The 21,776-nt window shown below is 69.2% G+C and carries 26 protein-coding genes; 16 read left to right on the top strand and 10 right to left on the bottom strand.

The annotated features are described in order from the left end of the window. Positions 1–812: pyrroline-5-carboxylate reductase (gene proC, locus ACK4SE_RS13460; RefSeq protein ID WP_409693695.1), on the top strand; the 812-nt coding region annotated here is incomplete at its 5' end. Positions 813–863: 51 nt separating this feature from the next. Here proC and ACK4SE_RS13455 read toward each other — a convergent pair. The 3 genes from ACK4SE_RS13455 to ACK4SE_RS13445 all read right to left on the bottom strand — a co-directional run bounded on the left by ACK4SE_RS13455 (position 864) and on the right by ACK4SE_RS13445 (position 3,563). Then, a complete protein-coding gene (locus ACK4SE_RS13455) occupies positions 864–1,349 on the bottom strand; it encodes a hypothetical protein (protein WP_409693693.1) in 486 nt (161 codons plus the stop codon). A gap of 109 nt (positions 1,350–1,458) precedes the next feature. Beyond that, on the bottom strand, positions 1,459–2,823 hold the full coding sequence (locus ACK4SE_RS13450; protein ID WP_409693690.1) for an ATP-binding protein: 1,365 nt from the start codon (positions 2,821–2,823) through the stop codon (positions 1,459–1,461). After that, complete coding sequence (locus ACK4SE_RS13445) at positions 2,823–3,563, bottom strand: response regulator (RefSeq protein ID WP_409693687.1); 741 nt, start codon at positions 3,561–3,563, stop codon at positions 2,823–2,825. Before ACK4SE_RS13445 ends, ACK4SE_RS13450 begins: the two co-directional genes overlap by 1 nt. Before the next feature lie 82 nt (positions 3,564–3,645). On the opposite strand from ACK4SE_RS13445, the gene ACK4SE_RS13440 reads away from it, so the two are divergent. After that, a complete protein-coding gene (locus ACK4SE_RS13440; RefSeq protein ID WP_409693684.1) occupies positions 3,646–4,524 on the top strand; it encodes a branched-chain amino acid aminotransferase in 879 nt (292 codons plus the stop codon). Here ACK4SE_RS13440 and ACK4SE_RS13435 read toward each other — a convergent pair. From ACK4SE_RS13435 to ACK4SE_RS13425, 3 genes are all read right to left on the bottom strand, one after another. Then, positions 4,515–4,808, bottom strand: a complete 294-nt coding sequence (locus tag ACK4SE_RS13435) for a hypothetical protein (RefSeq protein WP_409693681.1) — start codon at positions 4,806–4,808, stop codon at positions 4,515–4,517. The genes ACK4SE_RS13440 and ACK4SE_RS13435 overlap by 10 nt on opposite strands. 159 nt (positions 4,809–4,967) lie before the next feature. Further along, positions 4,968–5,453, bottom strand: coding sequence for a hypothetical protein (locus tag ACK4SE_RS13430; protein WP_409693679.1), 486 nt, complete (start codon positions 5,451–5,453; stop codon positions 4,968–4,970). A 140-nt stretch (positions 5,454–5,593) separates the two neighbouring features. Continuing rightward, a complete protein-coding gene (locus ACK4SE_RS13425; RefSeq protein ID WP_409693677.1) occupies positions 5,594–7,486 on the bottom strand; it encodes a pre-peptidase C-terminal domain-containing protein in 1,893 nt (630 codons plus the stop codon). Positions 7,487–7,613: 127 nt separating this feature from the next. On the opposite strand from ACK4SE_RS13425, the gene ACK4SE_RS13420 reads away from it, so the two are divergent. From ACK4SE_RS13420 to ACK4SE_RS13405, 4 genes are all read left to right on the top strand, one after another. Beyond that, positions 7,614–8,888, top strand: coding sequence for a NupC/NupG family nucleoside CNT transporter (locus tag ACK4SE_RS13420; protein ID WP_409693674.1), 1,275 nt, complete (start codon positions 7,614–7,616; stop codon positions 8,886–8,888). Between the two features lie 32 nt (positions 8,889–8,920). Further along, complete coding sequence (locus tag ACK4SE_RS13415; RefSeq protein WP_409693672.1) at positions 8,921–9,538, top strand: glutathione S-transferase family protein; 618 nt, start codon at positions 8,921–8,923, stop codon at positions 9,536–9,538. Positions 9,539–9,599: 61 nt separating this feature from the next. After that, positions 9,600–9,860, top strand: coding sequence for a type II toxin-antitoxin system Phd/YefM family antitoxin (locus tag ACK4SE_RS13410; protein WP_409693670.1), 261 nt, complete (start codon positions 9,600–9,602; stop codon positions 9,858–9,860). Then, positions 9,857–10,240 (top strand): type II toxin-antitoxin system VapC family toxin, encoded by a 384-nt coding sequence (locus tag ACK4SE_RS13405; RefSeq protein ID WP_409693667.1) that lies wholly within the window; start codon positions 9,857–9,859, stop codon positions 10,238–10,240. The genes ACK4SE_RS13410 and ACK4SE_RS13405 overlap by 4 nt, the downstream gene beginning before the upstream one ends. 2 nt (positions 10,241–10,242) lie before the next feature. On the opposite strand, the gene ACK4SE_RS13400 is transcribed toward ACK4SE_RS13405, so the two are convergent. Continuing rightward, positions 10,243–10,677, bottom strand: a complete 435-nt coding sequence (locus ACK4SE_RS13400; RefSeq protein ID WP_409693664.1) for a PaaI family thioesterase — start codon at positions 10,675–10,677, stop codon at positions 10,243–10,245. A 49-nt stretch (positions 10,678–10,726) separates the two neighbouring features. Here ACK4SE_RS13400 and ACK4SE_RS13395 point away from each other — a divergent pair, with 49 nt between their 5' ends. The 4 genes from ACK4SE_RS13395 (at position 10,727) to ACK4SE_RS13380 (ending at position 13,924) form a co-directional block, all read left to right on the top strand. After that, complete coding sequence (locus ACK4SE_RS13395) at positions 10,727–10,993, top strand: DUF3253 domain-containing protein (RefSeq protein WP_021696922.1); 267 nt, start codon at positions 10,727–10,729, stop codon at positions 10,991–10,993. Further along, entirely contained in the window at positions 10,977–11,570 is a 594-nt protein-coding gene (locus ACK4SE_RS13390) for a uracil-DNA glycosylase family protein (protein WP_409693661.1), read from the top strand. Before ACK4SE_RS13395 ends, ACK4SE_RS13390 begins: the two co-directional genes overlap by 17 nt. A 209-nt stretch (positions 11,571–11,779) precedes the next feature. Then, entirely contained in the window at positions 11,780–12,739 is a 960-nt protein-coding gene (locus tag ACK4SE_RS13385) for an alpha/beta fold hydrolase (protein ID WP_409693658.1), read from the top strand. Positions 12,740–12,832: 93 nt separating this feature from the next. Continuing rightward, positions 12,833–13,924: a Glu/Leu/Phe/Val family dehydrogenase gene (locus ACK4SE_RS13380; RefSeq protein WP_409693655.1), complete on the top strand. Its 1,092-nt coding sequence runs from the start codon at positions 12,833–12,835 to the stop codon at positions 13,922–13,924. 254 nt (positions 13,925–14,178) lie between these two features. Here the strand turns inward: ACK4SE_RS13380 and ACK4SE_RS13375 are convergent, their stop codons facing one another. Beyond that, entirely contained in the window at positions 14,179–14,934 is a 756-nt protein-coding gene (locus ACK4SE_RS13375) for a tRNA1(Val) (adenine(37)-N6)-methyltransferase (RefSeq protein WP_409693652.1), read from the bottom strand. A 114-nt stretch (positions 14,935–15,048) separates the two neighbouring features. On the opposite strand from ACK4SE_RS13375, the gene ACK4SE_RS13370 reads away from it, so the two are divergent. Next, positions 15,049–16,065 (top strand): polyprenyl synthetase family protein, encoded by a 1,017-nt coding sequence (locus tag ACK4SE_RS13370; protein ID WP_409693649.1) that lies wholly within the window; start codon positions 15,049–15,051, stop codon positions 16,063–16,065. 18 nt (positions 16,066–16,083) lie between these two features. Here the strand turns inward: ACK4SE_RS13370 and panC are convergent, their stop codons facing one another. Next, the gene (panC, locus tag ACK4SE_RS13365; protein WP_409693646.1) at positions 16,084–16,941 is read right to left on the bottom strand and encodes a pantoate--beta-alanine ligase; all 858 of its coding nucleotides are present in this window, start codon (positions 16,939–16,941) and stop codon (positions 16,084–16,086) included. 75 nt (positions 16,942–17,016) lie between these two features. On the opposite strand from panC, the gene ACK4SE_RS13360 reads away from it, so the two are divergent. From ACK4SE_RS13360 to ACK4SE_RS13350, 3 genes are all read left to right on the top strand, one after another. After that, positions 17,017–17,664 carry an SPOR domain-containing protein gene (locus tag ACK4SE_RS13360; protein ID WP_409693643.1) on the top strand — a complete coding sequence of 216 codons (648 nt, stop codon included), beginning with the start codon at positions 17,017–17,019 and terminating at the stop codon, positions 17,662–17,664. Positions 17,665–17,840: 176 nt separating this feature from the next. Further along, complete coding sequence (locus ACK4SE_RS13355) at positions 17,841–18,677, top strand: division plane positioning ATPase MipZ (RefSeq protein ID WP_409693640.1); 837 nt, start codon at positions 17,841–17,843, stop codon at positions 18,675–18,677. A 12-nt stretch (positions 18,678–18,689) separates the two neighbouring features. Continuing rightward, a complete protein-coding gene (locus ACK4SE_RS13350) occupies positions 18,690–19,112 on the top strand; it encodes a J domain-containing protein (protein WP_409693637.1) in 423 nt (140 codons plus the stop codon). Here ACK4SE_RS13350 and ACK4SE_RS13345 read toward each other — a convergent pair whose 3' ends face one another. Next, the gene (locus ACK4SE_RS13345) at positions 19,113–20,495 is read right to left on the bottom strand and encodes a serine hydrolase (protein WP_409693634.1); all 1,383 of its coding nucleotides are present in this window, start codon (positions 20,493–20,495) and stop codon (positions 19,113–19,115) included. It lies immediately after the preceding gene. Positions 20,496–20,778: 283 nt separating this feature from the next. On the opposite strand from ACK4SE_RS13345, the gene ACK4SE_RS13340 reads away from it, so the two are divergent. Together ACK4SE_RS13340 and clpS are read left to right on the top strand one after the other, a co-directional pair. After that, on the top strand, positions 20,779–21,237 hold the full coding sequence (locus ACK4SE_RS13340; RefSeq protein ID WP_409693631.1) for a phasin family protein: 459 nt from the start codon (positions 20,779–20,781) through the stop codon (positions 21,235–21,237). A 201-nt stretch (positions 21,238–21,438) separates the two neighbouring features. Then, positions 21,439–21,776: ATP-dependent Clp protease adapter ClpS (gene clpS, locus ACK4SE_RS13335; protein WP_021697957.1), on the top strand; the 338-nt coding region annotated here is incomplete at its 3' end.

The following is a 21,776-nucleotide window of genomic DNA, read 5'->3' as shown; positions in this document are numbered from 1 at the left end:
CTGACGTCTTGACGGATCGACCTGTCATTCTCGTGGGCTGCGGACGACTGGGGTCGTCGCTGGTGGAAGGGTGGCTGAAGACCGGCGGGCTGGACCCGCGCGATCTGATCATCGTCACCCCGTCCTCCAAGCCCGTGGCCGAGGCGGCGCGCGCGGCCGGGGCCCTGATCAATCCCGGCGACGATGCCCTGGCCCGCGCGGACCGCGTGATCCTGGGCGTGAAGCCGGCCATGTGGCGGCAGGTCGCTGCAGATATCTCCCCCAGATTGGCGCCCGACGCCCTGATCATCTCCATGATGGCCGGGGTGCGGGCCTCGGCGCTGTCGGACGGCTTCGCGCCGCGGCCGGTGGCGCGGGTCATGCCCACCACCAGCATGGCGGTGGGTGAGGGGGTGGCCTCGATCTGGGCGGAAACCGACGCCGATCTGGACAAGGTGCGCGGCCTGTTCGCGCCGGTGGCGAAGGTGGTGGGACTGGCCGATGAGGGCCTGATGGATGCGGCCACGGCGGTGTCCGGCTCGGGCCAGGCCTATTTCTTCGCCTTTGTGGACGCCCTGACCAAGGCCGGGGTGGAGCAGGGGCTGTCGCCTGAGCAGGCGCAGGCGCTGGCGGCCGGGACGCTGGTCTCCGCCGCCGCCGCCATGAAGCCGGACGGCGCGCGGGCCGAGGACCTCATCGCGCGGGTGGCCTCGCCCGGCGGCACCACGCGGGCGGCGCTGGACGTGTTTGCGCAGGGCGGATCGCTGGAGCGGCTGGTGTCGGACGCCGCCGCCGCCGCTGTGGCCCGGGCGGCGGAACTGTCGGGAAGCTGAACCCCGGCGTCGGTGGAGCCGCGCCGCGACTCCACCTCAACCGGTCAGGCTTTAAAGCCGGCCGTCGGCCAGTTGACGCGAGAAGCGCATGAAGGCGCGGTCCGCGTCCTGCCAGGTGCTCTGATAGCGCGCGTCACGGATGTTGCTGCTGTACCAGTCGTACCGGACCGGGCGGACCTGGCCGTCGGCGGTGACGACCTGGCCTTCGATGGCGGCGCCGCCGATGCTGAAGCTGCGGATATAGTCCAGACCGGGCGTGTTGCTGAGCTGCTGGCGTGTGGGCCGGTTGGGCGCCACGTCGGTCAGCACCAGGGTGATCCGCGCGCCCGCATAGGCGGGGTTGGACGCCAGTTCCCGCTCAAGACGGGCTGCAAGGGCGCGGGCCTGTTCGGCCACCTCGGCCTGGCCGAGTTCGCGGCTGGCTTCGCGATCGAGCCGGTCGCCGATGGTGACGGTGACGTCGGCGGGCTGGGCGGCGGCCGCGCCCGCAAGGGCCGCGGCGACGCCCGCAGCGGCGAGGAAGGAAAATGTACGCACTGGCAAGCCTCCTGGCGAACCTGAATGACAGCCCCACGCGGGAAAGATGCGCCCGATCCGGCGATTTCGCCAGAGGCGCCGCACGATTTTGTGATCGGGCTCCGGGGCCTCAGCCCGGCAGCCGGATCACCGCTTTCAGACCGCCCAGATCGCTGGCGTCGAGGGTGATGTCGCCGCCGTGGCTGCGGGCCACGTCGCGGGCGATGGCGAGGCCCAGTCCCACGCCCTTGGTGTTCTGGTTGCGGGCGTCGTCCAGACGCGAGAACGGGCGGAAGGCCTCCTCGCGCTGGGCCTCGGGGATGCCGGGCCCGTCGTCCTCCACCGCGATCTCGACGCCGTCACCGACCCGGCGCAGCGACAGGCGAACGCGGCCGCCGTGGTCCGCCGCGTTGCCGGCCAGATTGGTCATGGCGCGCCGGAAGGCCAGCGGCCGGACCCGGGCCTCGAGCGCGGCCTCGGGGGCGACGATATCGACCTTCGCGCCCCGCTTTTTGATCTGGGCGCCGATGCGCTCGAGCAGGGCCTTGAGGTCGACGGACTGGGACGCCTCTCCGGCCTCGCCGCGGGCGAAGGCCAGATACTCGTCGATCATGTGCTCCATCTCGTCCAGATCGCCCTGCATGGCCTGGGTGCGCCGGGTCTGGTCGGCCAGGGCCAGTTCCAGCCGCAGCCGGGTCAGGGGCGTGCGCAGGTCGTGGCTGACCGAGGCCAGCAGCACGGTGCGCTGTTCGATGTGGCGCTGGATGCGCTCGCGCATGTCCATGAAGGCCCGGGCGGCCGAGCGCACCTCGCGCGCGCCGGAGGGGCGAAAGCGCGGGGCGTCGATGCCGCGCCCGAAATCCTCCGCCGCCTCGGCCAGCCGCTCGATGGCGCGGACCTGGTTGCGGATGAACAGGATGGCCACCGACATCAGCAGCACCGTGGCCAGGGTCAGCCACAGCACGAAGATGTGGCCCTGGGTGGCGATGGCCCGCTCGCGCGGGGCGATGATGCGCAGCACGCCCTGGGGCTGCTGCACCTGGATGTCCACATAGGCCGGATAGCTGGTGGTGCTGAACCAGTACGGATCGTCCAGCCGCGAATCCAGCGCCTGGTCGATGGTGCGGTCGACCACGCCGAAGACGCTGGAGTCCCGGCCGTCGGGCAGGGTCCGGCCCTCCTGCAGGGCGATGGACAGCTGCATGGACCGCTCCGCCCGGTCGGCGATGGTGGCCAGGTTGGAGGGCGAGGGGTCTTCGGCGTAGCTCTCCACCGCCCAGGCGATCTCGCCGGCGAGGCCCTCGGACAGACGCGCGGTGACGGTCTGCCAGTGGGCGTCGAAGAAGGCCCAGGTCACCGCCACCTGCATCAGGAACACCGGCAGGATGATGATGAGCAGCGAACGCCCCCACAGGGAGCTGGGCAGCCGTCGCCTGAGAAGTCTGGCCCAGAAGCGGGGCCAGTAGCGCCAGGCATGGCCGGCGGGCGGGCTCATCAGTCCGGCGCCAGCATGTAGCCGACGCCGCGCACCGTCTGCAGGTAGCGGGGGTTCTTGGGATCCTTCTCCAGCTTGCGGCGCAGGCGGGTGACCTGCACGTCCACGGCGCGGCCGGTGATGTCGGCGGTGTCCGAGGCCAGTTGCATGCGCTCTACGGGTGCGTGGGCGCTCTGGGCCAGGGTCTTGAGCAACTGGGCCTCGGCCTCGGTCAGGCGCTGGGGCTGGCCGTCGCGGGTCAGCTCCAGCCGCTCCATGTCGAACAGGGCGTCGCCCAGATGGATTTCCTTCGGCCCGACCGGCTTGGGCCCGGTGCGGCGCAGGATGGCGTCGATGCGCAGGCGCAGCTCGCGCGGGTCGAAGGGTTTGGACATGTAGTCGTCCGCGCCGCGCGACAGGCCCTCGATGCGGTCATCGGCGTCGCCGCGCGCGGTCAGCAGCAGCACCGGCGTGCTGGAGGTGGCCGCCTTGGACCGCACCCAGCTGGTCAGGGACAGGCCGTCCTCGCCCGGCATCATGATGTCCAGCACCACCAGATCGAACTCCAGCAGCTCCATCAGCCGCCGCGCGGCGGCGGCGTGCGCCGCGCCGGTGACGCGAAATCCCTCGCGCGCCAGATATTCCTTCAGCAGTTCGCGGATGCGGTCGTCGTCGTCCACCACCAGCAGATGACGGCCTTCGCCGGGCGCCGCCACGGGCCCCGATCGTCCGCTCGCGCCGCGCGAATCCGGCCCGCTCATCGAACCCCTCCCGGCGACGAGGCGTTGACCTGAGCGGCCACGCCCGTTCTAAACGGGGAATCGGTGCAGGAGAATTTGTTCAATGACGTTCGTTCCCTTCGACGATCGTGACGGCTGGATCTGGATGGACGGCGACTTCGTGCCCTGGCGGGAAGCGAAGACGCACGTTCTGACCCACGGCCTACACTACGCCTCATCCGTGTTTGAAGGCGAGCGTATGTATGACGGGGAAATCTTCAAGATCACAGAGCATTCCGAGCGTCTGCATCGATCCGCGGGCATGCTGGACTTCGAGATTCCGTTCAGCGTCGCCGATCTGGACGAAGCCAAGCGCGCCACCTGCGCCAAGATGGGCTTTTCGGACTGCTACATCCGCGCCGTGGCCTTCCGGGGCCCCGAGCAACTGAGCGTCTCGGCCTTCCCCAACAAGACCCGCGTGGCCATCGCCGCCTGGGAGTGGCCCAGCTATTTCGACGCCGAGACCAAGGCGAAGGGCATCCGGCTGGAGTGGGCCAAATGGCGCCGCCCCGACCCGGCCACCGCCCCCTCGGCGGCCAAGGCGGCGGGCCTGTACATGATCTGCACCCTGTCCAAGATGGCTGCCGAGAAGAACGGCTTCTCCGACGCCATGATGCTGGACTGGCGCGGCTATGTGGCCGAGGCCACCGGCGCCAATGTGTTCTTCGTGCAGGACGGCGTGCTGCACACCCCGCCCACCGACGCCATCCTCGACGGCATCACCCGCCGCACGGTGATCGATCTGGCGGCGGCGAAGGGCATTGAGGTGGTGGTGCGCCACATCCGCCCCGAGGAGCTGTCCGGCTTCACCGAATGCTTCGTCACCGGCACCGCCGCCGAGGTCACCCCCGTGGGCCAGATCGGAGAGTACAGGTTCACGCCGGGCGCGCTGAGCCTGGGGCTGATGGAGGACTATGGGCGGCTGGTGCGGCGTCAGGGCTGATCCGTCTCCACCGTCTTCGGTCTGGCGGCCTTCTGATTGCGCCGCGCGCGCCATTTCAGCGTCAGCCAGACCAGCGGAACCGCAATCAGGGCGATGGGCAGCGCCACGCGGCGAACCGAAAACTGGTCCTTGGCGGAGTCCACCTCTTCGAGGTCCACCTCGCCCATGCCTTTGCCGCCGTCGCGCGTGTAACGATAGACATCCTCGCCATAGTTCCGCAGTCGATGGATCAGGGCCTCGTCGACGAGATGGGCTACGAGACCGATTTGAACGGTTTGGGGCATTTCGAGATCGTGCAACCATTGTTCTGCGCCAGCAGCATTCGTCTTGAGGTCAACGTCCGCAACGGGCCGGGCGCCGTTGTTCGCCTGCTTCCAGAAAACGGACCTTCCGCTGATCGCTCGGAACCGGGACGCTCGGATTCTGCGCGGGGTGGTCAGGCGTCATTGGCCAGACGTGCATGCAAAGGGCGAGGGTCTCCCCACATAAACAATCCGGTAGACCTCTGCTTCTTCGTTTGGATCCCAGCCTTGCTCATAGGGGGTCTTCAACGTTCGCGACCATGTATGGAAGCCGACGCCCTCCCTCCAACCCAAATGGATGTGCGGATATTTGTCAGAGATGTAGCCTCCGCTCGGCGCGCCATAGTGCGGTGTTGGAGCGGTCATCCGGAATCTGAAGCCCGCAGCCTCCCAAGGGCCGGTGGTTGTGGGACACAGCCGTGGGAAAGCCATTACGAAACGGTCTGGCGCCTCGATGCAGGTGGCCGCACTGTTCGAGCAGTCATTGAAAGCGGCCTGCCAACTCGGGGTCGTCACGATGCCGCTGGCGAAATCGATCACCATGACGGGTTCGGGGGTGAGCGGCGGGGCTGTAGCGCAGCCCGCCACCGCTAGAAGCACGGTCACTTGAAGCCCGAAACGATTCATGGCGCCCTTCCGCAATCTCTCCCGACCGGAAGGCAAAGCACAGCAGTTGCACGTCCGCAACGATGCGTGAGCCCCCATTGCTTTTCTGCCTGCAAGCGGCCCTTCGCATCGCCGACCTTACAGGTCCCACGCCCCCCGCCTCACGCCCCCGCCAGCCGGATGACCACGTCGTCCACCTGCACGCCGCCGCGGTCGATGACCAGGTTCTGGTAGTTGCGCTGGCCGTCGCTGGTTTCGGCCTCGACGCCGTGCACCTCCGAGCGGAACTGGCGGCGCAGGTAGGTGGCCAGTTCGCCGGCGGTGACCAGGCGGTCGCCGTTCTCGTCGGCCCGGCCCGCCAGCCCCGTGCGCAGGAAGTGGGACAGGTATCCGCCAGCCTGGAAGCGGTCGGCCACCATGCTGGTCAGGTCCTCCTCGGAGCTGAACACGCCCATGACGCCGGGGCGGCTGACCACCTCGCGGGCGAAGCCGCCGCTGAAGCAGGCGTCCAGCACGATCATGGACAGCCGCGCGCGCACATTGCCCAGCATCCGCGCCAGCTCGACATCGCTGATCTCGCCGTCGCGCAGGACCAGATGCTCGCTCTGGCCGTCCAGTTCGCGGTCGGAGGTGGTGGGGTGCTGGACCCCGTGGCCCGAGAAGAAGAACAGGAACACGTCGTCGGGCCCGGCCTGGGCGGCGACCCTCTGGATGGCGGCGGTCACCGAGGCGCGGGTGGCCTGGGCGTTGGTCAGCACCACGCTGGCGGGGTTGAGCACGCCTTGGCGGCGCAGCTCGGCCTCCAGATTGACGGCGTCCTCGTCGGTGTAGGGCAGGTTGGATGTGGTTCCGCCATAGTCCGACACCCCGACCATGACCGCGAAGACCCGCTGGCCCGCCTGCACGCCCTGCTGGCGCTCGGACTCCTGACCGGCGGACAGCGACAGGCGATAGGCGCCGGTCTCGCCGGGGGCGTAGCTGGTGACGCGGATGACGTATTCGCCGTCGGCGGGCAGGACCTCGTCCATGCGGGCGTCGGTGCCGTCCGGGCCGTCGTCGTTCTCGCGCTGGCCGCCGTCGGGCAGGGTCAGCATCAGATAGGTGTCGAAGGCCGACGAGGTCGCCTCGATCCGCACCCGCTGTCCGCGCGAGCCGATGAAGCGGTAGCCGTCCACATACTCGCCCGAGCCCAGCTGTTCGTCGCCGGCGGCGAGGGCGCCGCGGATGGTGTCGCCCATGGACAGGCGCGAGCCGGCCGCCGCCTCCATGCCCGTGGACCACTGGGCGGCGGTGGCGGCGTCGGCGGTGGCGGCGGTCAGTTGGTAGCGGCCGATCTGTCCGGGCGTGTAGCTGGTGACCGTGATCCGGTAGGTCCCGTCGGCGGGCAGGGCGGCCACGAGGCGGCTGTTGAGGCCGTCGTTCGGGTCGTCGTCATTGGCGTCGGCGAACCCGTCCGGCCCGGAAATCTCCAGATAGGGGTCGAAGTCCCCGGAGGTCAGGCGGATGTCCACCACGTCGCCCGAGCGGCCCTCGAACTCATGGATCGCCACATACTGTCCCGACTCGCGGCGCGCGCCGCCGGCTTCCAGCGTGCCGGTGCGGGACCGGCCCAGACGCAGGGACTGGACCTCGGGCTCGCCCTGATCGCGGATGCGCCGGACCCGCAGGCGGTAGTCGCCCGTCTCGCCCGGGGCGTAGCTGGTGACCGTGACCGAAACCTCGCCGTCCTCTGCGGCGATGAAGTCGACCAGGCTGTCGCGGGTGGCGCGGCCGGAATCGTCGTTCTCGAGGCTGACGCCGGCGCCCCGAACGATCAGATAGGGGTCGAAATCGCCGGACTCCAGGGTCGCCAGATAGCGCTGGCCGCGGGCGGCGGTGAAGGTCCAGACGTCGGTGTGCTCGCCGGTCTCGAGGCGGTCGTCGTCGGCCTCGAGGGCGCCGCGCACGGCCTGATCCGGGGTGATCGGCCCGCCGTCGCCGAAGGGCTCGGGCCCGCTGCAGGCGGTCAGGCACAGCGCGGCCACGACGGCGGCGATACAGGCGGTGAGCCGCATGATGTCTCCAGGATGATCACTGCGGCCCCGCCGCTTCATCCCTTGCAATCTGGCGCCACGGTCTTGTCAAGCTCTCCCCTGTTGCGTCTAAGGGCGAAAAGGGCCGGTCGCCGGCGGGGATCCTTGCATGTTCACCCTTCTCAACGCCCAGAGCCTGATCGGTCTGGCGGTCATCATCGGCCTGTGCTGGGCGCTGTCGGAGAACCGGCGGGCCTTTCCATGGAAGCTGGCGCTGGGGGCCGTGGCGGTGCAGACGGCCATCATCCTGTTCGTGTTCGGGGTGCCGGGCGCGGATATCGGGCTGGCGGTGATCTCCGGCGCGGTGGAGGGTCTGGCGGCGGCCACCCGGCGCGGGGCCCAGTTCATCTTCGGCTATCTGGCCGGGGGCGATCAGCCCTATTCGGTGGAGAACCAGGGCGCGCTGTTCGTGTTCGCCTTCCAGGTGCTGCCGCTGATCCTGGTGATCTCGGCCCTGTCGGCCCTGTTGTGGCACTGGAAGATCCTGAAATGGATCACGCAAGGGTTCGGCCTGCTGTTCCAGAAGTCCATGGGGCTGGGCGGCGCCTCGGCGCTGGCGGTGGCGTCCAACATCTTCCTCGGCATGATCGAGAGCCCCATCGTCATCCGCGCCTATCTGGACAAGCTGACCCGGTCGGAGATCTTCCTGCTGATGACGGTGGGCTTCTCCACCGTGGCGGGGTCGACCATGGTGGCCTACGCCACCATCCTGGCGCCGGTGCTGCCCAATGCGGCGGGGCACGTGCTGGTGGCCTCCATCGTCTCGGCGCCGGCGGGGGTGCTGCTGGCCCGCATTCTGGTGCCGGAGAAGCCCGGGGAGGGCGGCGCCTACGCCGAATATGACTCGGCCCTGAAATACGACAGCGCCATCGACGCCATCTCGAAGGGCACGTCCGACGGGCTGATGGTGGTGCTCAACATCTCGGCCATCCTGATCGTGTTCGTGGCGCTGATGACCCTGGTCAACATGATGCTGGGCGGGCTGTGGCTGTTCGGCGAGCCGGTGACGGTGGAGCGCCTGCTGGGCTTCGCCTTCGCGCCGCTGGCGTGGGCCACGGGTGTGCAGTGGAGCGAGGCGGGCACGGCCGGCTGGCTGCTGGGGGTCAAGCTGACCCTGACCGAGTTCGTGGCCTTCATCGAGCTGGGCGCCCTGCCCGAGGGCGAGATCAGCGAGCGCACCCGGCGCCTGATGACCTACGCCCTGTGCGGCTTCGCCAACATCGGCTCGGTGGGGATTTCGGTCACCGGCCTGTCCATCCTGATTCCGGAGCGGCGCGAGATGGTGCTGGGTCTGGTCTGGAAGGCGCTGCTGGGCGGGTTCCTGGCGACGCTGGTCACCACCTCGGTGGTCGGCGCCTTGCCGGACAGCATCTTCACCGGATAGGTTTCGAAAAGAAACGAACCGGAGGGCGATCCATGAAGCTCTATGACACCCAACGCGCGCCCAACCCGCGCCGCGTCCGCTGGCTGATGGCCGAAAAGGGCGTCGAGGACATCGAGATCGTGCAGGTGGATCTGCTGGCGGGGCAGCACCGCACGGCCGAGTATCGCGACAAGGTGGGCGCGCCCCACGTGCCCGCACTGGAACTGGACGACGGGACCTGCATCTCGGAATCCCTGGCCATCTGCCGCTATCTGGAGGCCCTGCATCCCGAGCCGAACCTGTTCGGCCGCGACGCGAAGGAGCAGGCGGTCATCGAGATGTGGACCCGGCGGGTGGAGATGTACCTGTCCACGCCGATGATGCTGACGGTGCGCTTCACCCATCCGGCCCTGGCCGCGCTGGAAGAGCCCAAGCCGGAGGTGGCCGCCTATAACCGCGACAGCGCCGAGCGCTACATGAAGGTGCTGGACCGCCGGCTGGCGGAGCGGGAGTTCATCGCCGCGGACCGCTTCACCATCGCCGATATCGTGGCGGCGACGGGCGCGGATTTCGGGCGTCTGATCAAATACCGCCCGCCCGAAGAGTTTGCGCACTTCAACCGATGGCTCGAGGCCTGCCGCGCCCGCCCGGCGGCGAAGGCGGGGCTGTAGGCGGGCATCGCCGCCCCGAACGGCTCTTGCGAAAGGGGCTTAGCTAACCTAGCTTACCCTCATGGCCGCGCTCGCAAACATCCATGACGCCAAGACCAATCTGTCGAAACTGATCGAACGCGCCCTTGCGGGCGAGGACGTGACGATCGCCAGGGCAGGCAAGCCGCTCGTCCGTCTCGTGCCGGTGCAGAGCGAGCAGGAACGGGTCGATCACAGCCAGTGGCTGGGCGCTCTCAAGGGGCAGGTCTGGGTCGCGCCGGATTTCGATGACGCGGACGCCGAGGTCGCAGCCATGTTCGAGACGGGCCTCGACAAGCCTTGAGGGTCCTGATCGACACCAATGTGCTGATCCGCGCCCTGACCGACCCGGAGGCGCTGGGTGAGGAATTCCGCGAATGGCTCAAGTCGCCGGCGACGACCCGCGTCGTCGTCAGCGATGTCAGCCTGTGGGAAATCGCCATCAAGCTGTCCATCGGCAAGCTTCGGCTTCCGGAGGGGTTTCGAGCCCTGGTCGATGACGGTCCGTTTGAGCGACTGTCGATCACGGCCGATCACGTCTGGGCCGTCCGCAGTCTGCCACGGGACGGCCATGGCGACCCGTTTGACCGGTTGCTGATCTGTCAGGCTCGCCTTGAGGGGCTTGTCTTTGCGACGGCTGATCGAAAGCTCGAGCAGTATGGGGTTCCCATCCTGCGCGCCTGACCTCAGGCCCGCGGGGTGAATTTCTTGATCACGCCCGAGAAGGTCATCAGGGTGCGGCCGCCGGTCTGGATCTGGCCGCGCACAAAGATCAGCGAGCCGCCCGCGCGCACCACCTCGCCGGTGGCCTCCACCAGTTCGCCCACATGGGCGCCGTCGATGAAGGTGGAGTCCAGCTGGACCGTCACCCCGGACTTGCCCTCCATCTCCTGATAGGCGGTCTGGAACAGGGCGATGTCGGCGAAGGTCATCAGGCAGCCGCCGTGCATGCGCCCGCCGGCGTTCATGTGCTTGGGCTCGGCCCGGAAGGCGCAGCGCATCTGGCCGTCGGCGTCCGGCTTGAAATAGAACGGCCCCACCACCTGGTCGAAGGTGCCGTGCAGGTCATAGGTCTGCCAGCCGGCGAATTCGCCCTCGCTCACGGTGATCTTCTCGACCATCTTCAATCTCCGACTCGAAATATCTTTTGCAGCGCAGCATATAGGCCCGATGACCGATCCAATCGAGAGCGCCATTTTCGATCACCTGAACCGGCTGGCGCCCGGCAAGTCCATCGAGCCCTCCGACGTGGCCAAGGAACTGCAGCCCGAACAGTGGCAGCGGATGCTGCCCAAGGTGCGCGGCGTGGCCGTGGGCCTGGCCCGCGAAGGCCGTCTGATCATCACCAAGAAGGGCAAGCCCGTCGATCCGAACGCCTTCAAGGGCGTTATCCGGCTGAAGCTGCCGGACGCCCCTGGAGATGATGACCCCGCCTGACCTGACCGCCGTTCTGGCCGAGATCCGCGCCTGCCGCGCCTGTGCGGGCGAGCTGGCGCACGAGCCCCGGCCGGTGGTCATGGTGGCGCCAGAGACGCGCCTGCTGATCTGCGGCCAGGCGCCGGGGCGGCGGGTGCATGAGAGCGGCGCGCCCTTCACCGACGCGTCCGGCGACCGTCTGCGCGGCTGGATGGGGGTGGATACAGACGCCTTCTATGGCGATCCGCGCATCGGCGTGGCGGCCCAGGCCTTCTGCTATCCGGGCACGGCAGTCGGGGGCGGGGACCATCCGCCGCCCAAACGCTGCGCCCAGCTGTGGCGGCCGCGGCTGCTGGACGCCTTGCCGCAGATGGAGCTGACCCTGCTGGTGGGCGGCCACGCCCAGGCCTGGGCGTTGGCCGAGCGCATGAAACCGACCATGACTGCGACCGTGGCGGCGTGGCGGGAGTATCTGCCCGACATCCTGCCCCTGCCGCACCCGTCCTGGCGCAACACCGCCTGGCTGCGGCGCAATCCGTGGTTCGAGGCCGAGGTGGTCCCTTATCTGCGCGGGCGGGTGCGGGGTATGCTGGAATGATGGGAACCGGTCGGAGATTGTCCCTCTCCCGATGGGAGAGGGCTGTGCGCAGCGCTTTGCAACGCAAGGCGCTCCTTCGCGCACAGGGTGAGGGGCGGGCTTGTCCCCCTGAAACACCGAACCCTCATCCCCCGCGCCAGAACCGGATCGCTGCGCGTTCCGGTGCGCGGGTTCCCCCTTCTCCCATCGGGAGAAGGATCCTCTTGCCGATGTTTCTGCTGACCCTCGCCGCCTGCGCGCCGACGATCCAGCAGCCCCTGACCCCGCCGCCGGGCTTCGCCGGGGCCACCGTTGAGGCCGACGCCTTCGTGGTCCAGGACGGCGCTCGCCTCCCCATGCTGCGCTGGCTGCCGGAGGGCGAGCCGTGGGCGGTGGTGGTGGCGCTGCACGGCATGAACGACCACAAGGCTTCGTTCCATCTGGCGGGACCGCACTGGGCCGAGCAGGGCATCGCCACCTACGCCTATGACCAGCGCGGCTTCGGCCGGGCGCCCGGACGCGGGGTCTGGGCCGGGCAGGACCTGATGACCGAGGATCTGCGCACGGTGACAGCGCTGGTGCGCGCCCGGCATCCCAACGCGGTCATCGCCGTGGCCGGCGAGAGCATGGGCGGGGCCGTGGCCGTGGCCGCCTTCGCCTCGGAGCGCCCGCCCGCCGCCGACCGGCTGGTGCTGCTGGCCCCGGCGGTTTGGGGCTGGTCCAGCCAGCCGCTCAGCTATCGCGCCAGCCTGTGGGCCGCCGCGCGCCTGATGGGCTCCACCGCGCTGGAACCGCCCGACTGGGCCGTGCGCGACATCCGCGCCTCGGACAATCTGGTGGAGCTGCTGCGCATGGGCCGCGACCCGGACATGATCTTCGCCACCCGGTTCGATGCGCTCGCGGGCCTCGTGGACCTGATGGAGACCGCCAGCCGCGATCTGGGCCAGACCCGCGTGCCCACGGCCCTGTTCTATGGAGACCATGACCAGATCATCGAGGACCAGCCCATGGCGCTGGCGCTGGAGCGGGCAGGGGATGCGCCGAATCTGCGCACGGCTTTTTATGAGGACGGCTGGCACCTGCTGAACCGGGACAGGCAGGCCGTGACCGTCTATGGCGACGTGGAAGCCTTCCTGCGCGATCCCGCCGCGCCGTTCCCGTCGGGCGCCCCGGCCGTTCCCGCCGAATAGCGATCGCCTCGAAACCGTCATGCTTGCCCGGCAAGAGCAGGCGGCGTATCTGCCGCGCACAAAAATCTGCTCAGGGAAGGCTCAGTTCAGGGCATGACGCTTTTCGATTCGCCGTCTTTCGCACAACACGAAGGCGTTCACGCCTTCTTTGACGAGAAAACCGGCCTCAAGGCCATGGTCGCGGTGCACTCCACCGCGCGGGGCCCCGCCGTGGGCGGCTGCCGCATGTGGAACTACGGCTCCTCGGCCGAGGCGCTGGAGGACGTCCTGCGCCTGTCGCGCGGCATGAGCTACAAGAACGCCGTGGCCGATCTGGACATGGGCGGGGGCAAGTCGGTCATCATGGGCGACAGCCGCACCCAGAAGACGCCGGAGCTGTTCCGCGCCTTCGGCCGCGCGCTGAACACCCTGGGTGGAAACTATTATTCGGCCGAGGACGTGGGCGTGTCGGTCGAGGACATCGCCGAGGCCCGCAAGGAAACCCCCTATGTGGTCGGCCTGTCCGGCGGCAAGGAGGGCTCGGGCGACCCCAGCCCCGTCACCGCCGAGGGCGTCTACCGCTCCACCCTTGTGGCCGCGCGCCGCCTGTGGAAGCAGGACGACCTGACCGGCCTGACCGTGGCGCTGCAGGGCGTGGGCCATGTGGGCGGTTATCTGGCCGACAAGCTGGCGAAGGCCGGCGCGAAGCTGATCATCACCGACGTCAACACCCAGGCGCTGGAAGAGGTGGCGGCCCGCACCAATGCCGAGATCGTGGCGCCGGACGCCATCTATGACGTCCAGGCCGACATCTATGCCCCGTGCGCCCTGGGCGCGACGCTGAACGAGAAGACCCTGGACCGGATCACGGCCCGGGCGGTGGTGGGCGCGGCCAACAACCAGCTGGCCACGCCGGAGATCGGCCTCGAGCTGTTCCGCCGCGGCGTGCTCTACGCGCCGGACTACGTCGTCAACGGCGGCGGCATCATCAATGTGGCCTCCGAGATGCGCGCCCGCCAGACCGGCGGCGCCTATGACCCGCAATGGGTCGAGGGCAAGGTGGACCGGCTGATGCAGACGCTGGAGGAGGTGCTGGAGCGTTCCGACTCCGAGAAGCGCCCGACCCACGAGATCGCCGACGCCATCGCCGAAGCGCGGATCAATGCGGCGCGGGACGAAAAAGAGGCGCAGCGCAAGGCGGCGTAATAGCCTGACCTTCTCCCATTGGGAGAAGGGGGAACCCGCGCACCGGAGCGTAGCGGAGGTTCTGGCGCGGGGGATGAGGGTTCGGTGGTTCCACAGGCGCCGCTCGACCCTCACCCTGCGCGCCCTCCGGTCGCTTTCAGCGACCGGCCCCTCCACCACTTCGTGGTCCCCCTCCCCTGCGACGCAGGGGAGGAGAAGCGGCCTGCTTCGCATCCCGCTGCGCGCAGCCCTCTCCCATCGGGAGAGGGACGTGGTCACCACCCCAAATCCGCTTCCCCCCGCAGGATCGCTTCCGCCTCGGGTGAGTGCTTCCCGCCGTCGCGGTCGTGCAGGATCAGGGGCGGAAGCAGGCGCAGGGGGGCGCGGCCGGTCTTGACGGCGTGGACCAGCACCCGCTTGGCCGGTTCGTCGGCGTGGGGGTGCACCGGGCGCACCGCGAACGAGCCCGCCTTGTCGCCCAGCAGGGTCAGGATGTCGGCCAGCCGGTCGGCGCGGTGGATCATGACGATGCGCCCGCCGTCCTTCACCGCCTTGAGCAGGAAGCCGGTCCAGGCCGCCAGCCCGTCGTCGGCCATCCAGGCGTCGCGCTTGCCGGGCGCGGGGGCGCGCAAGGCGCCGGGATCGTCGAAGAAGGGCGGATTGCTGACCGCCCAGTCGAAAGGCTCCAGCCCCAGCGCCCGGAACCCGGCGGCCACGTCGCCCTGATGCACTGCGATCCGCTCGCCCCAGCCGTTCAGCCCGGCGTTGTCCGCCGCCAGCCCGGCCATGGCCGCATCCCGCTCCAGTCCCGCCAGCGTCACGCCCGGCCGCCGGGCGGCGATCTGCATCAGCACCGCGCCCGCGCCGCAGCCGGCCTCCAGCACCCGCTCGCCGGGCCGGGCGGGGCAGGCGGCGGCCAGCAGGGCGGCGTCCATGCCGGCCCGGTAGCCGCGCGCGGGCTGGCGCAGGCGCACGCGCCCGTCCAGCAGGGCGTTTTCGGTCACGTCGATCTGTTCGGGTGTGGCGTTCACGCTTCTTGACCCCTGATGGCCCCCTCACCATTGTGCGCCGCGACGAAGCGGGGCAAGTCGGCGCCTCGATTTTAAGGCCGGGACCGCCCGGCGCGTATGGAAAGAGCCTTCGCCTTGGACGCAACCTCCGCCCTGTCCGTTCCGGCGCGCCCCAAAGGCGACGTGGCGCCGCTGGTCCGTCTGGCCGAGGCCGACATGGCGCGGGTGGACGCCCTGATCATCGCCCGGATGCAGTCCGACGTACCGGTCATCCCCCTTCTGGCCGAGCATCTGGTGGCGGCGGGCGGCAAGCGCCTGCGTCCCCTGATGACCGTGGCCGCCGCGCGGGCCACGGGCGGGCCGGTGGAGGCGGCGGTCAGCCTGGCCGCGGCGGTGGAGTTCATCCATACGGCGACCCTGCTGCACGACGACGTGGTGGACGGCTCCGAGCTGCGCCGGGGCAAGGTCGCGGCGCACCTGATCTGGGGCGCGGCCTCCAGCGTGCTGGTGGGCGACTTCCTGTTCGCCCGGGCCTTCGAGCTAATGGTCGAGACCGACAACATGCGCGCCCTGGGCGTGCTGGCCCGCGCCGCCGGGGTCATCGCCGAGGGCGAGGTGCTGCAGCTGACCCGGGCCCACGACATCACCCTGGACCGTGACACCTATCTCAAGATCATCCAGGCCAAGACCGCCGAACTGTTCGCCGCCGCCGCCGAATCCGGGGCCCTGGGCGCCGGGACCGACGACGCCCAGGTGACGGCGCTGCGCGACTACGGCATGGCCCTGGGCGTGGCGTTCCAGCTGGCCGACGACGCGCTGGACTATGGCGGCGCGTCGGAAACCCTGGGCAAGAACGCGGGCGACGACTTCCGCGAGGCCAAGGTGACCCTGCCGCTGCTGATCGCCATGGAGCGCACCGGCGAGGGCGAGGCCGCCTTCTGGGCCCGCACCATCGACCGCCGCGACCAGACGGAGGACGATTTCCGCCGCGCCCGCGAGCTGATCGTGGCCAGCGGCGCCCTGACCGCCACCCTCGACGAGGCCGGCGCCTGGGCCGACCGCGCAAAGGCGGCGCTGGAGGTGCTGCCGGACACCGACTGGCGCCGGGCGCTGGCCTCCCTGGCGGATTTCGCGGTCAGCCGCGCGGCCTGACGGGATGGATGACGGCGGTCAGACCGCCATGTTGTCGATCAGCCGGGTCTTGCCCAGCCACGCCGCCGCGAGGATGCGGGCCGGGGCGTCCACGACGCCGCTGAACGGGGCGAGTGTCTCCGCATGGCGGATGGCCACATAATCCACCTTCGCGAACCCGGCCTCGACCAGCGCGTCGGCCGCCGCGGCCTCAACGGCCGATACAGGTTCGCCTGCCTTCGCACGGTCCGCCGCCTCGCGCAGGATCACGTTCAGCCGCCGCGCCACCGCCAGCTCGTCGGCGGACAGATAGGCGTTGCGCGAGGACAGGGCGAGGCCGTGGGCGTCGCGCACCGTGGGGGCGCCGACGATCTCCGTGGGGATGTCCAGATCGCGCGCCATGCGCCGGACCACCATCAGCTGCTGGTAGTCCTTCTCGCCGAACACGGCCACGTCGGCCTGGACCTGATTCAGCAGCTTGGCCACCACCACGGCGACGCCGCCGAAGAAGTGGGGGCGGAAATCGGTTTCGAGGCCCGCGCTGGGTCCGCCCACCTGAACCGAGGTGGCGAAGCCGTCGGGGTACATCTCCGCCGCGTCGGGGGCGAACAGGATCGAACAGCCGGCGCCGGCCAGCAGTTCGGCGTCGCGGGCCTCCTGCCGGGGATAGGTCCCCAGATCCTCGTGGGCGGCGAACTGGGTCGGATTGACGAACACGCTGGCCACCACCGCGTCACTCCGTCGCCGCGCCTCGGCCACCAGCGCCAGATGGCCCTCGTGCAGTGCCCCCATGGTGGGAACGAACCCGATCCGCTTTCCCGCGTTACGCAGGCTGCCGACCTGCGCACGCAGCTCGGCCACGGTGCGTATCAGTGCGAGTGTGGGGAGGGCGGTCATGGTTTACGCGTTAACCTTTCCGATTAAGCGTGTCTTTCAACGGCCTTTTGAGAGCCGTCCGCTAGGGTCGCGCTTATGAAGCCGACCGACCTGTTCCGTAAAGGGCTGATGGGCGCAGCGATGCTTTCGCTGGGCGCCTGCGGCATGGTCGAGGATCAACCCAACCGTTTCGAGACCATGGCCGAGCGGGTGGCCGATATCCGGCTGTCGACCCATGCCTCGCAGGACGCGCCGGTCGCGCCCCCCCGCGCCGAGAGCGCGGGCCTGCGCCAGGCGTTGAGGGTCGAGGTGCTGGATCCGCACGCCCTGTGGGACGCCCGCGACGGCGGCCTGCGCGGCGTCATCGAGGCCGCCGCGCCCGCCGTGGCCGAGGCTGCAGCCCCCGCCATCGTCCAGGCCGCCAGCGATCAGGTCAGCCACGCCGTCTCGGAACACCTGCGTCCGGCGGTCGCCGTATCGACCGCCGCATCGACCGCACCGGGCGCCGTGATCCAGCTGGGCGCCTTTTCCAGTGAAGCCTCGGCGCGCGAGGCCTGGACCCGGTTCAGCACCGGCGCCGCCCGCGCCGCCCTCGCAGGTCTGACGCCCCGGTTCGAGCCGGTGACCGTCAATGGCCGCGACCTCGTGCGCCTGAAGGTCGGGGCCCCGGCCGAGACCGCCGCCGAGATCTGCCGCGCCGCCCAGGTGAGCGATCCCTGGTGCGCCGCCGCCGGGCGCGCCTGACGCTCCACAGGCGCGACTCTCCGCTTCGTTGACCTTCGGCTTCCCAGCCCCGACTCTCACTTCATTCCGCCGCGGCCAGATTCGCGGCTCGTTTAGGAAAGCCTGATTCACGGCATCGGCGGGTCCGCGAAGCGACCCCGGCTCAACCGATCAGGCTCAAGGGGCTTAGACCGAACATGTCTGAGGCGAAGGTCATTGTCGTCGGCAACGAAAAGGGCGGGGCGGGCAAGTCCACCCTGGCCATCCATATCGTCGCCGCCTTGCTGGAAGCGGGCCGCCAGGTGGCGGTCATCGATCTGGACCTGAGGCAGAAGTCGCTGGCCCGGTTCTTCGCCAGCCGGCGCGCCTGGCTGGCCGCCAACAACCAGACCCTGCCCGAGCCCGTCATGGCCGATCTCGGCGACGGCGCGGCCCTGGCCCGGGCTGGCGAGGACGAGCAGATGGCCCGCTTCGAGGAGGCGTTCCAGGCTGCCCAGTCCGCCGAGTACATCGTCATGGACACCCCGGGCGGCGACACGGTGCTGTCGCGCGCCGCCCACGGCCGGGCCGACCTGATCGTCACCCCCATGAACGACAGCTTCGTGGACTTCGACCTGCTGGGCCATGTGGATCCGGTGACCCTCGATCTGCTGAAGCCCTCCATCTATTCCGAGACCGTGTGGGAGGCCCGCAAGCAGCGCGCCATCGCCAATGCGGCCAAGGGCCAGACCGGGACCATCGACTGGGTGGTGGTGACCAACCGTCTGGCCGTGTTCGAGGCCCGCAACCGTCGCCGTCTCGAGGAACGCATGGCCAAGCTGGCCAAGCGGGTCGGCTTCCGCATGGGCCCGGGCCTGCGCGACCGGGTCATCTACCGCGAGCTGTTCCCGTTCGGCCTGACGGTCGCCGACCTGTCCGAACAGGTGCAGCCGGTGGAGATTTCGCTGGCCCACGTCTCGGCCCGTCAGGAGCTGCGCAGCCTGATGCTGGCGCTGGGCCTGGCCGAGGGCGCTCGCCTCGATGATGCGGCGTGATCCGATGATGTCATGGGCCTGATCTGGCTGGTGGTCGGCGGCATCGCCCTGTGGGCGCTGGTCCGTCTGGGTCGTCAGACCGAAGGGCCGGGCAGGGGGCAGTGGCGGGTTTCCGCCACCCTCGTCGCTGCGGCGTTTCTGGGCGGCGGGGCTCTGGCTCTGGCGCGAGGCGCCTGGCTGATCGGCGGGGCGCTGATCGCTGCGGGGCTTTATCTCGTATTCGCCTCACGCATCCGGGCCGTAGTCCGGTCGGTCGAGTCCGGCATGAGCGCCAAGGATGCGCGCGACACCCTCGGCGTGGGGGCGGACGCCACTGTCGAACAGATCAACACCGCCTGGAAACGCCAGATGGCCCGCGCCCACCCCGATCAGGGCGGCACCGAAGGTCTGGCGTCGCGCCTGAACGCGGCCCGGGATCGGCTGCTGAAGGGGTGATCAGTCCGGGCGGACCACCATGCAGGTGACGCGGCGCTCGGCCAGGGCGGCGCAGGCGGCGCGGGCGCTGTCCTCGGTCAGGCCGGTGAAGCGGCTGCGGTACCATTCCCCGGCGGTCTGCACGGCGCGCTCGGCCCCGGTGAACTGGGTGCGGAAGCGGCGATTGACCTCGGTCAGCCAGTTGTCGGCCACGGTGCGGTCGCGGAAGGCGCCCACCTGCACGGACCAGCCGCCGGACTGGCGGGCGGGGGCGGCGGCCTCACGGGCCGGGCGCAGCGCCGCCTGCTGCGACGGGGCGCCGTTCAGGGCCGCGGTGAAGGTGGGGCTGGCCGTGACGCCGGCGGTGTTGGCCGGGGCCGAGGTGAAGGCGACCGCGGTGGTGGGCTCCGGCTGGCTGTCGCTGCCCGAGGTCTCGACCGAGGCGTACTGGACCGGACCGGACGGCGCGCTGCCGACGCCATAGCCGCGGGATTCAAAGAAGGTCTGGGCCACCTGGATGGACTCGCCGGACGCGCGGCGCCGCTCCACCTCGAAGCCGGTGTTCATCAGTTCGGCCACGTGATCGTTGCGCGACCGGCTGGAGCGTCCGCCCAGCACCACGGTGATGATGCGCCGCCCGTCCCGCACCGCCGACGCCGCCAGATTGTATCCGGACGCATTGGTGAAGCCGGTCTTGATGCCGTCATAGCCATTGCCGGCATGCAGCAACCCGTTGGTGTTGCCATACTGCCGACCGTTGTAGACCCAGTGGTGTTGCCCGAAATAGTGGTAGTACTGCGGGTAGTCGCGCATCACCGCGCGGCTGAGGATCGCCAGGTCGCGGGCGGAGGAAATCTGGCGGCTGTCGGGCAGGCCGTGGGGGTTCACGAAGCGGCTCTGGGTCATGCCCAGCTCCTGCGCCCGCAGGGTGGACATGGCTGCGAAGCGCGCCTCGGACCCGCCGACGTGTTCCGCCAGGGCCATGGCCATGTCATTGGCCGAGCGCACCGCCAGCGAGCGGATGGCGTCGTCCACGGAAATGCGCTGACCCGCGGCCAGGCCCAGTTTCGACGGCGGCTGCGACGCGGCGCGCGGCGACACGGTGATCATGTCGTCCAGCTTGATGCGTCCGTCGGACAGCGCCTCGAACGTCATGTACAGGGTCATGACCTTGGTGATGGAGGCGGGATAGCGGGGATTGTCGGCGCGGCGGGCGAACAGCACCTCGCCGGACTCGGCGTCCACAACGATGGCGGCGTAGCGGGTATTCTCGCTCGACTGGGCCACCAGGGGCTCGGAGCCGGGCGTCGGCGTCAGCCCCGCCGCGACCAGGACGAAGGCGAACAGAAGCGCCTGAACAAGGCCGACATGGCGTCGGCCGGCTTGTCGTGTGAATGCCGTCATTGACCCGATAGCCTCTTTACTCACGCGCGATCGCCGCCCCCGTATCGCCACGCATCAAACCGCTATCATGCTTCATCGGGGTTTCGGCGTGGTAAACAACCGACAAACGCAATTTTGAACGCCTCTGGAGAAAACCGTCAAGAAAGTTTCATTGTGCGGTGCACAAAACGTCCTTGACCGCTTCTCGCACCTGCGTCATAAGCCGCACGTCGCCCGGGATTCTCCCCAGGCGAGAAAAATCATGGGGCGGGATGCACCGCCCAGACCGTTCAGGAGCATGACCATGGCTGACACCGCCGAGACCGTGAAGAAGACCATCGACCAGGCCAGCGCCAAGGCCGAGAAGACCCAGGCCGCCGGCGCCAAGGTTTTCCGTGACAGCGTCGAAAAGAGCGTCGCGGGCATGAGCGAACTGAACGCTCACAGCAAGAAGAACCTGGAAGCCATGGTCGAGAGCGCGTCCGCCGCCCAGAAGGGCGCCGAGGCCATCAGCCAGCAGACCCTGGCCTACTCCAAGAAGTCGTGGGAAGACGGCGTCGCCGCCGCCCAATCCCTGACCCAGGCCCGTTCGGTCCAGGAACTGGTTGAACTGCAGACCGCCTTCGCCAAGACGTCGGTCGAAGCCTGGCTGGGCGCTTTCAACAAGACCACCGAGCTGTACACCGCTTCGGTCAAGGACGCCTTCAAGCCCATCAACGAGCGCGTCACCGCGACCGTCGAGACCTTCCAGGCCGCCCGCTAAGCCGTAAGCCTGTTGAAATCGGAAAGGGTCCGGGGCGCAGCTCCGGGCCCTTTTTCGTGGGCGAAAGGCGCCGAAGTCCGGGGATTGCGCGCAAGCGTGATCAAGCGCCCCTTTTAAAAGCCCCGACTTTCCATATCTAATCCATGGTGAGCAGGACCGAGTCCCTGCTCGGGGATCGAAGCGTAGAGACAGCGGAACAGCATGCCGTCGAGGAAAACGGATCAGGGACAGACAGGCGGGGGCGGCTTCGGCACGGCCGTCGTCACCGAAACCCGGCCCAAGCTGCAGAAGCCGTCGCTGTATCGCGTTCTGATCCTGAACGACGACTACACGCCGATGGAGTTCGTCATCTACGTGCTGGAGCGGTTCTTCGCCAAGTCGCGCGAGGACGCCACCCGCATCATGCTGCATGTGCATCAGCATGGCGTGGGCGTTTGCGGGGTGTTCACCTACGAAGTGGCCGAAACCAAGGTCGCCCAGGTGGTGGAGACAGCCCGCCGGCATCAGCACCCGCTGCAATGCACAATGGAAAAGGACTG

The sequence above is a fragment of the Brevundimonas sp. genome, from assembly GCF_046293315.1.
In the GTDB taxonomy this organism is placed as follows: domain Bacteria; phylum Pseudomonadota; class Alphaproteobacteria; order Caulobacterales; family Caulobacteraceae; genus Brevundimonas.
The sequence above is the reverse complement of the archived record's forward strand: the minus strand, read 5'-3'. Positions and strand labels throughout refer to the sequence as shown.

Excerpts from the sequence above, each read along its gene's own strand:
- ACK4SE_RS13350 (WP_409693637.1), top strand. The coding sequence starts at position 18,690 with ATGGGCCTGATCTGGCTGGTGGTCGGCGGCATCGCCCTGTGGGCGCTG.
- panC (WP_409693646.1), bottom strand. The coding sequence starts at position 16,941 with ATGACCGCCCTCCCCACACTCGCACTGATACGCACCGTGGCCGAGCTG.
- ACK4SE_RS13435 (WP_409693681.1), bottom strand. The coding sequence starts at position 4,808 with ATGCCCCAAACCGTTCAAATCGGTCTCGTAGCCCATCTCGTCGACGAG.
- ACK4SE_RS13390 (WP_409693661.1), top strand. The coding sequence starts at position 10,977 with ATGATGACCCCGCCTGACCTGACCGCCGTTCTGGCCGAGATCCGCGCC.
- ACK4SE_RS13380 (WP_409693655.1), top strand. The coding sequence starts at position 12,833 with ATGACGCTTTTCGATTCGCCGTCTTTCGCACAACACGAAGGCGTTCAC.
- ACK4SE_RS13355 (WP_409693640.1), top strand. The coding sequence starts at position 17,841 with ATGTCTGAGGCGAAGGTCATTGTCGTCGGCAACGAAAAGGGCGGGGCG.
- ACK4SE_RS13445 (WP_409693687.1), bottom strand. The coding sequence starts at position 3,563 with ATGAGCGGGCCGGATTCGCGCGGCGCGAGCGGACGATCGGGGCCCGTG.
- ACK4SE_RS13415 (WP_409693672.1), top strand. The coding sequence starts at position 8,921 with ATGAAGCTCTATGACACCCAACGCGCGCCCAACCCGCGCCGCGTCCGC.
- ACK4SE_RS13345 (WP_409693634.1), bottom strand. The coding sequence starts at position 20,495 with ATGACGGCATTCACACGACAAGCCGGCCGACGCCATGTCGGCCTTGTT.
- ACK4SE_RS13385 (WP_409693658.1), top strand. The coding sequence starts at position 11,780 with ATGTTTCTGCTGACCCTCGCCGCCTGCGCGCCGACGATCCAGCAGCCC.
- ACK4SE_RS13360 (WP_409693643.1), top strand. The coding sequence starts at position 17,017 with ATGAAGCCGACCGACCTGTTCCGTAAAGGGCTGATGGGCGCAGCGATG.
- ACK4SE_RS13410 (WP_409693670.1), top strand. The coding sequence starts at position 9,600 with ATGGCCGCGCTCGCAAACATCCATGACGCCAAGACCAATCTGTCGAAA.
- ACK4SE_RS13440 (WP_409693684.1), top strand. The coding sequence starts at position 3,646 with ATGACGTTCGTTCCCTTCGACGATCGTGACGGCTGGATCTGGATGGAC.
- ACK4SE_RS13450 (WP_409693690.1), bottom strand. The coding sequence starts at position 2,823 with ATGAGCCCGCCCGCCGGCCATGCCTGGCGCTACTGGCCCCGCTTCTGG.
- ACK4SE_RS13395 (WP_021696922.1), top strand. The coding sequence starts at position 10,727 with ATGACCGATCCAATCGAGAGCGCCATTTTCGATCACCTGAACCGGCTG.
- ACK4SE_RS13420 (WP_409693674.1), top strand. The coding sequence starts at position 7,614 with ATGTTCACCCTTCTCAACGCCCAGAGCCTGATCGGTCTGGCGGTCATC.
- ACK4SE_RS13400 (WP_409693664.1), bottom strand. The coding sequence starts at position 10,677 with ATGGTCGAGAAGATCACCGTGAGCGAGGGCGAATTCGCCGGCTGGCAG.
- ACK4SE_RS13425 (WP_409693677.1), bottom strand. The coding sequence starts at position 7,486 with ATGCGGCTCACCGCCTGTATCGCCGCCGTCGTGGCCGCGCTGTGCCTG.
- ACK4SE_RS13340 (WP_409693631.1), top strand. The coding sequence starts at position 20,779 with ATGGCTGACACCGCCGAGACCGTGAAGAAGACCATCGACCAGGCCAGC.
- ACK4SE_RS13430 (WP_409693679.1), bottom strand. The coding sequence starts at position 5,453 with ATGAATCGTTTCGGGCTTCAAGTGACCGTGCTTCTAGCGGTGGCGGGC.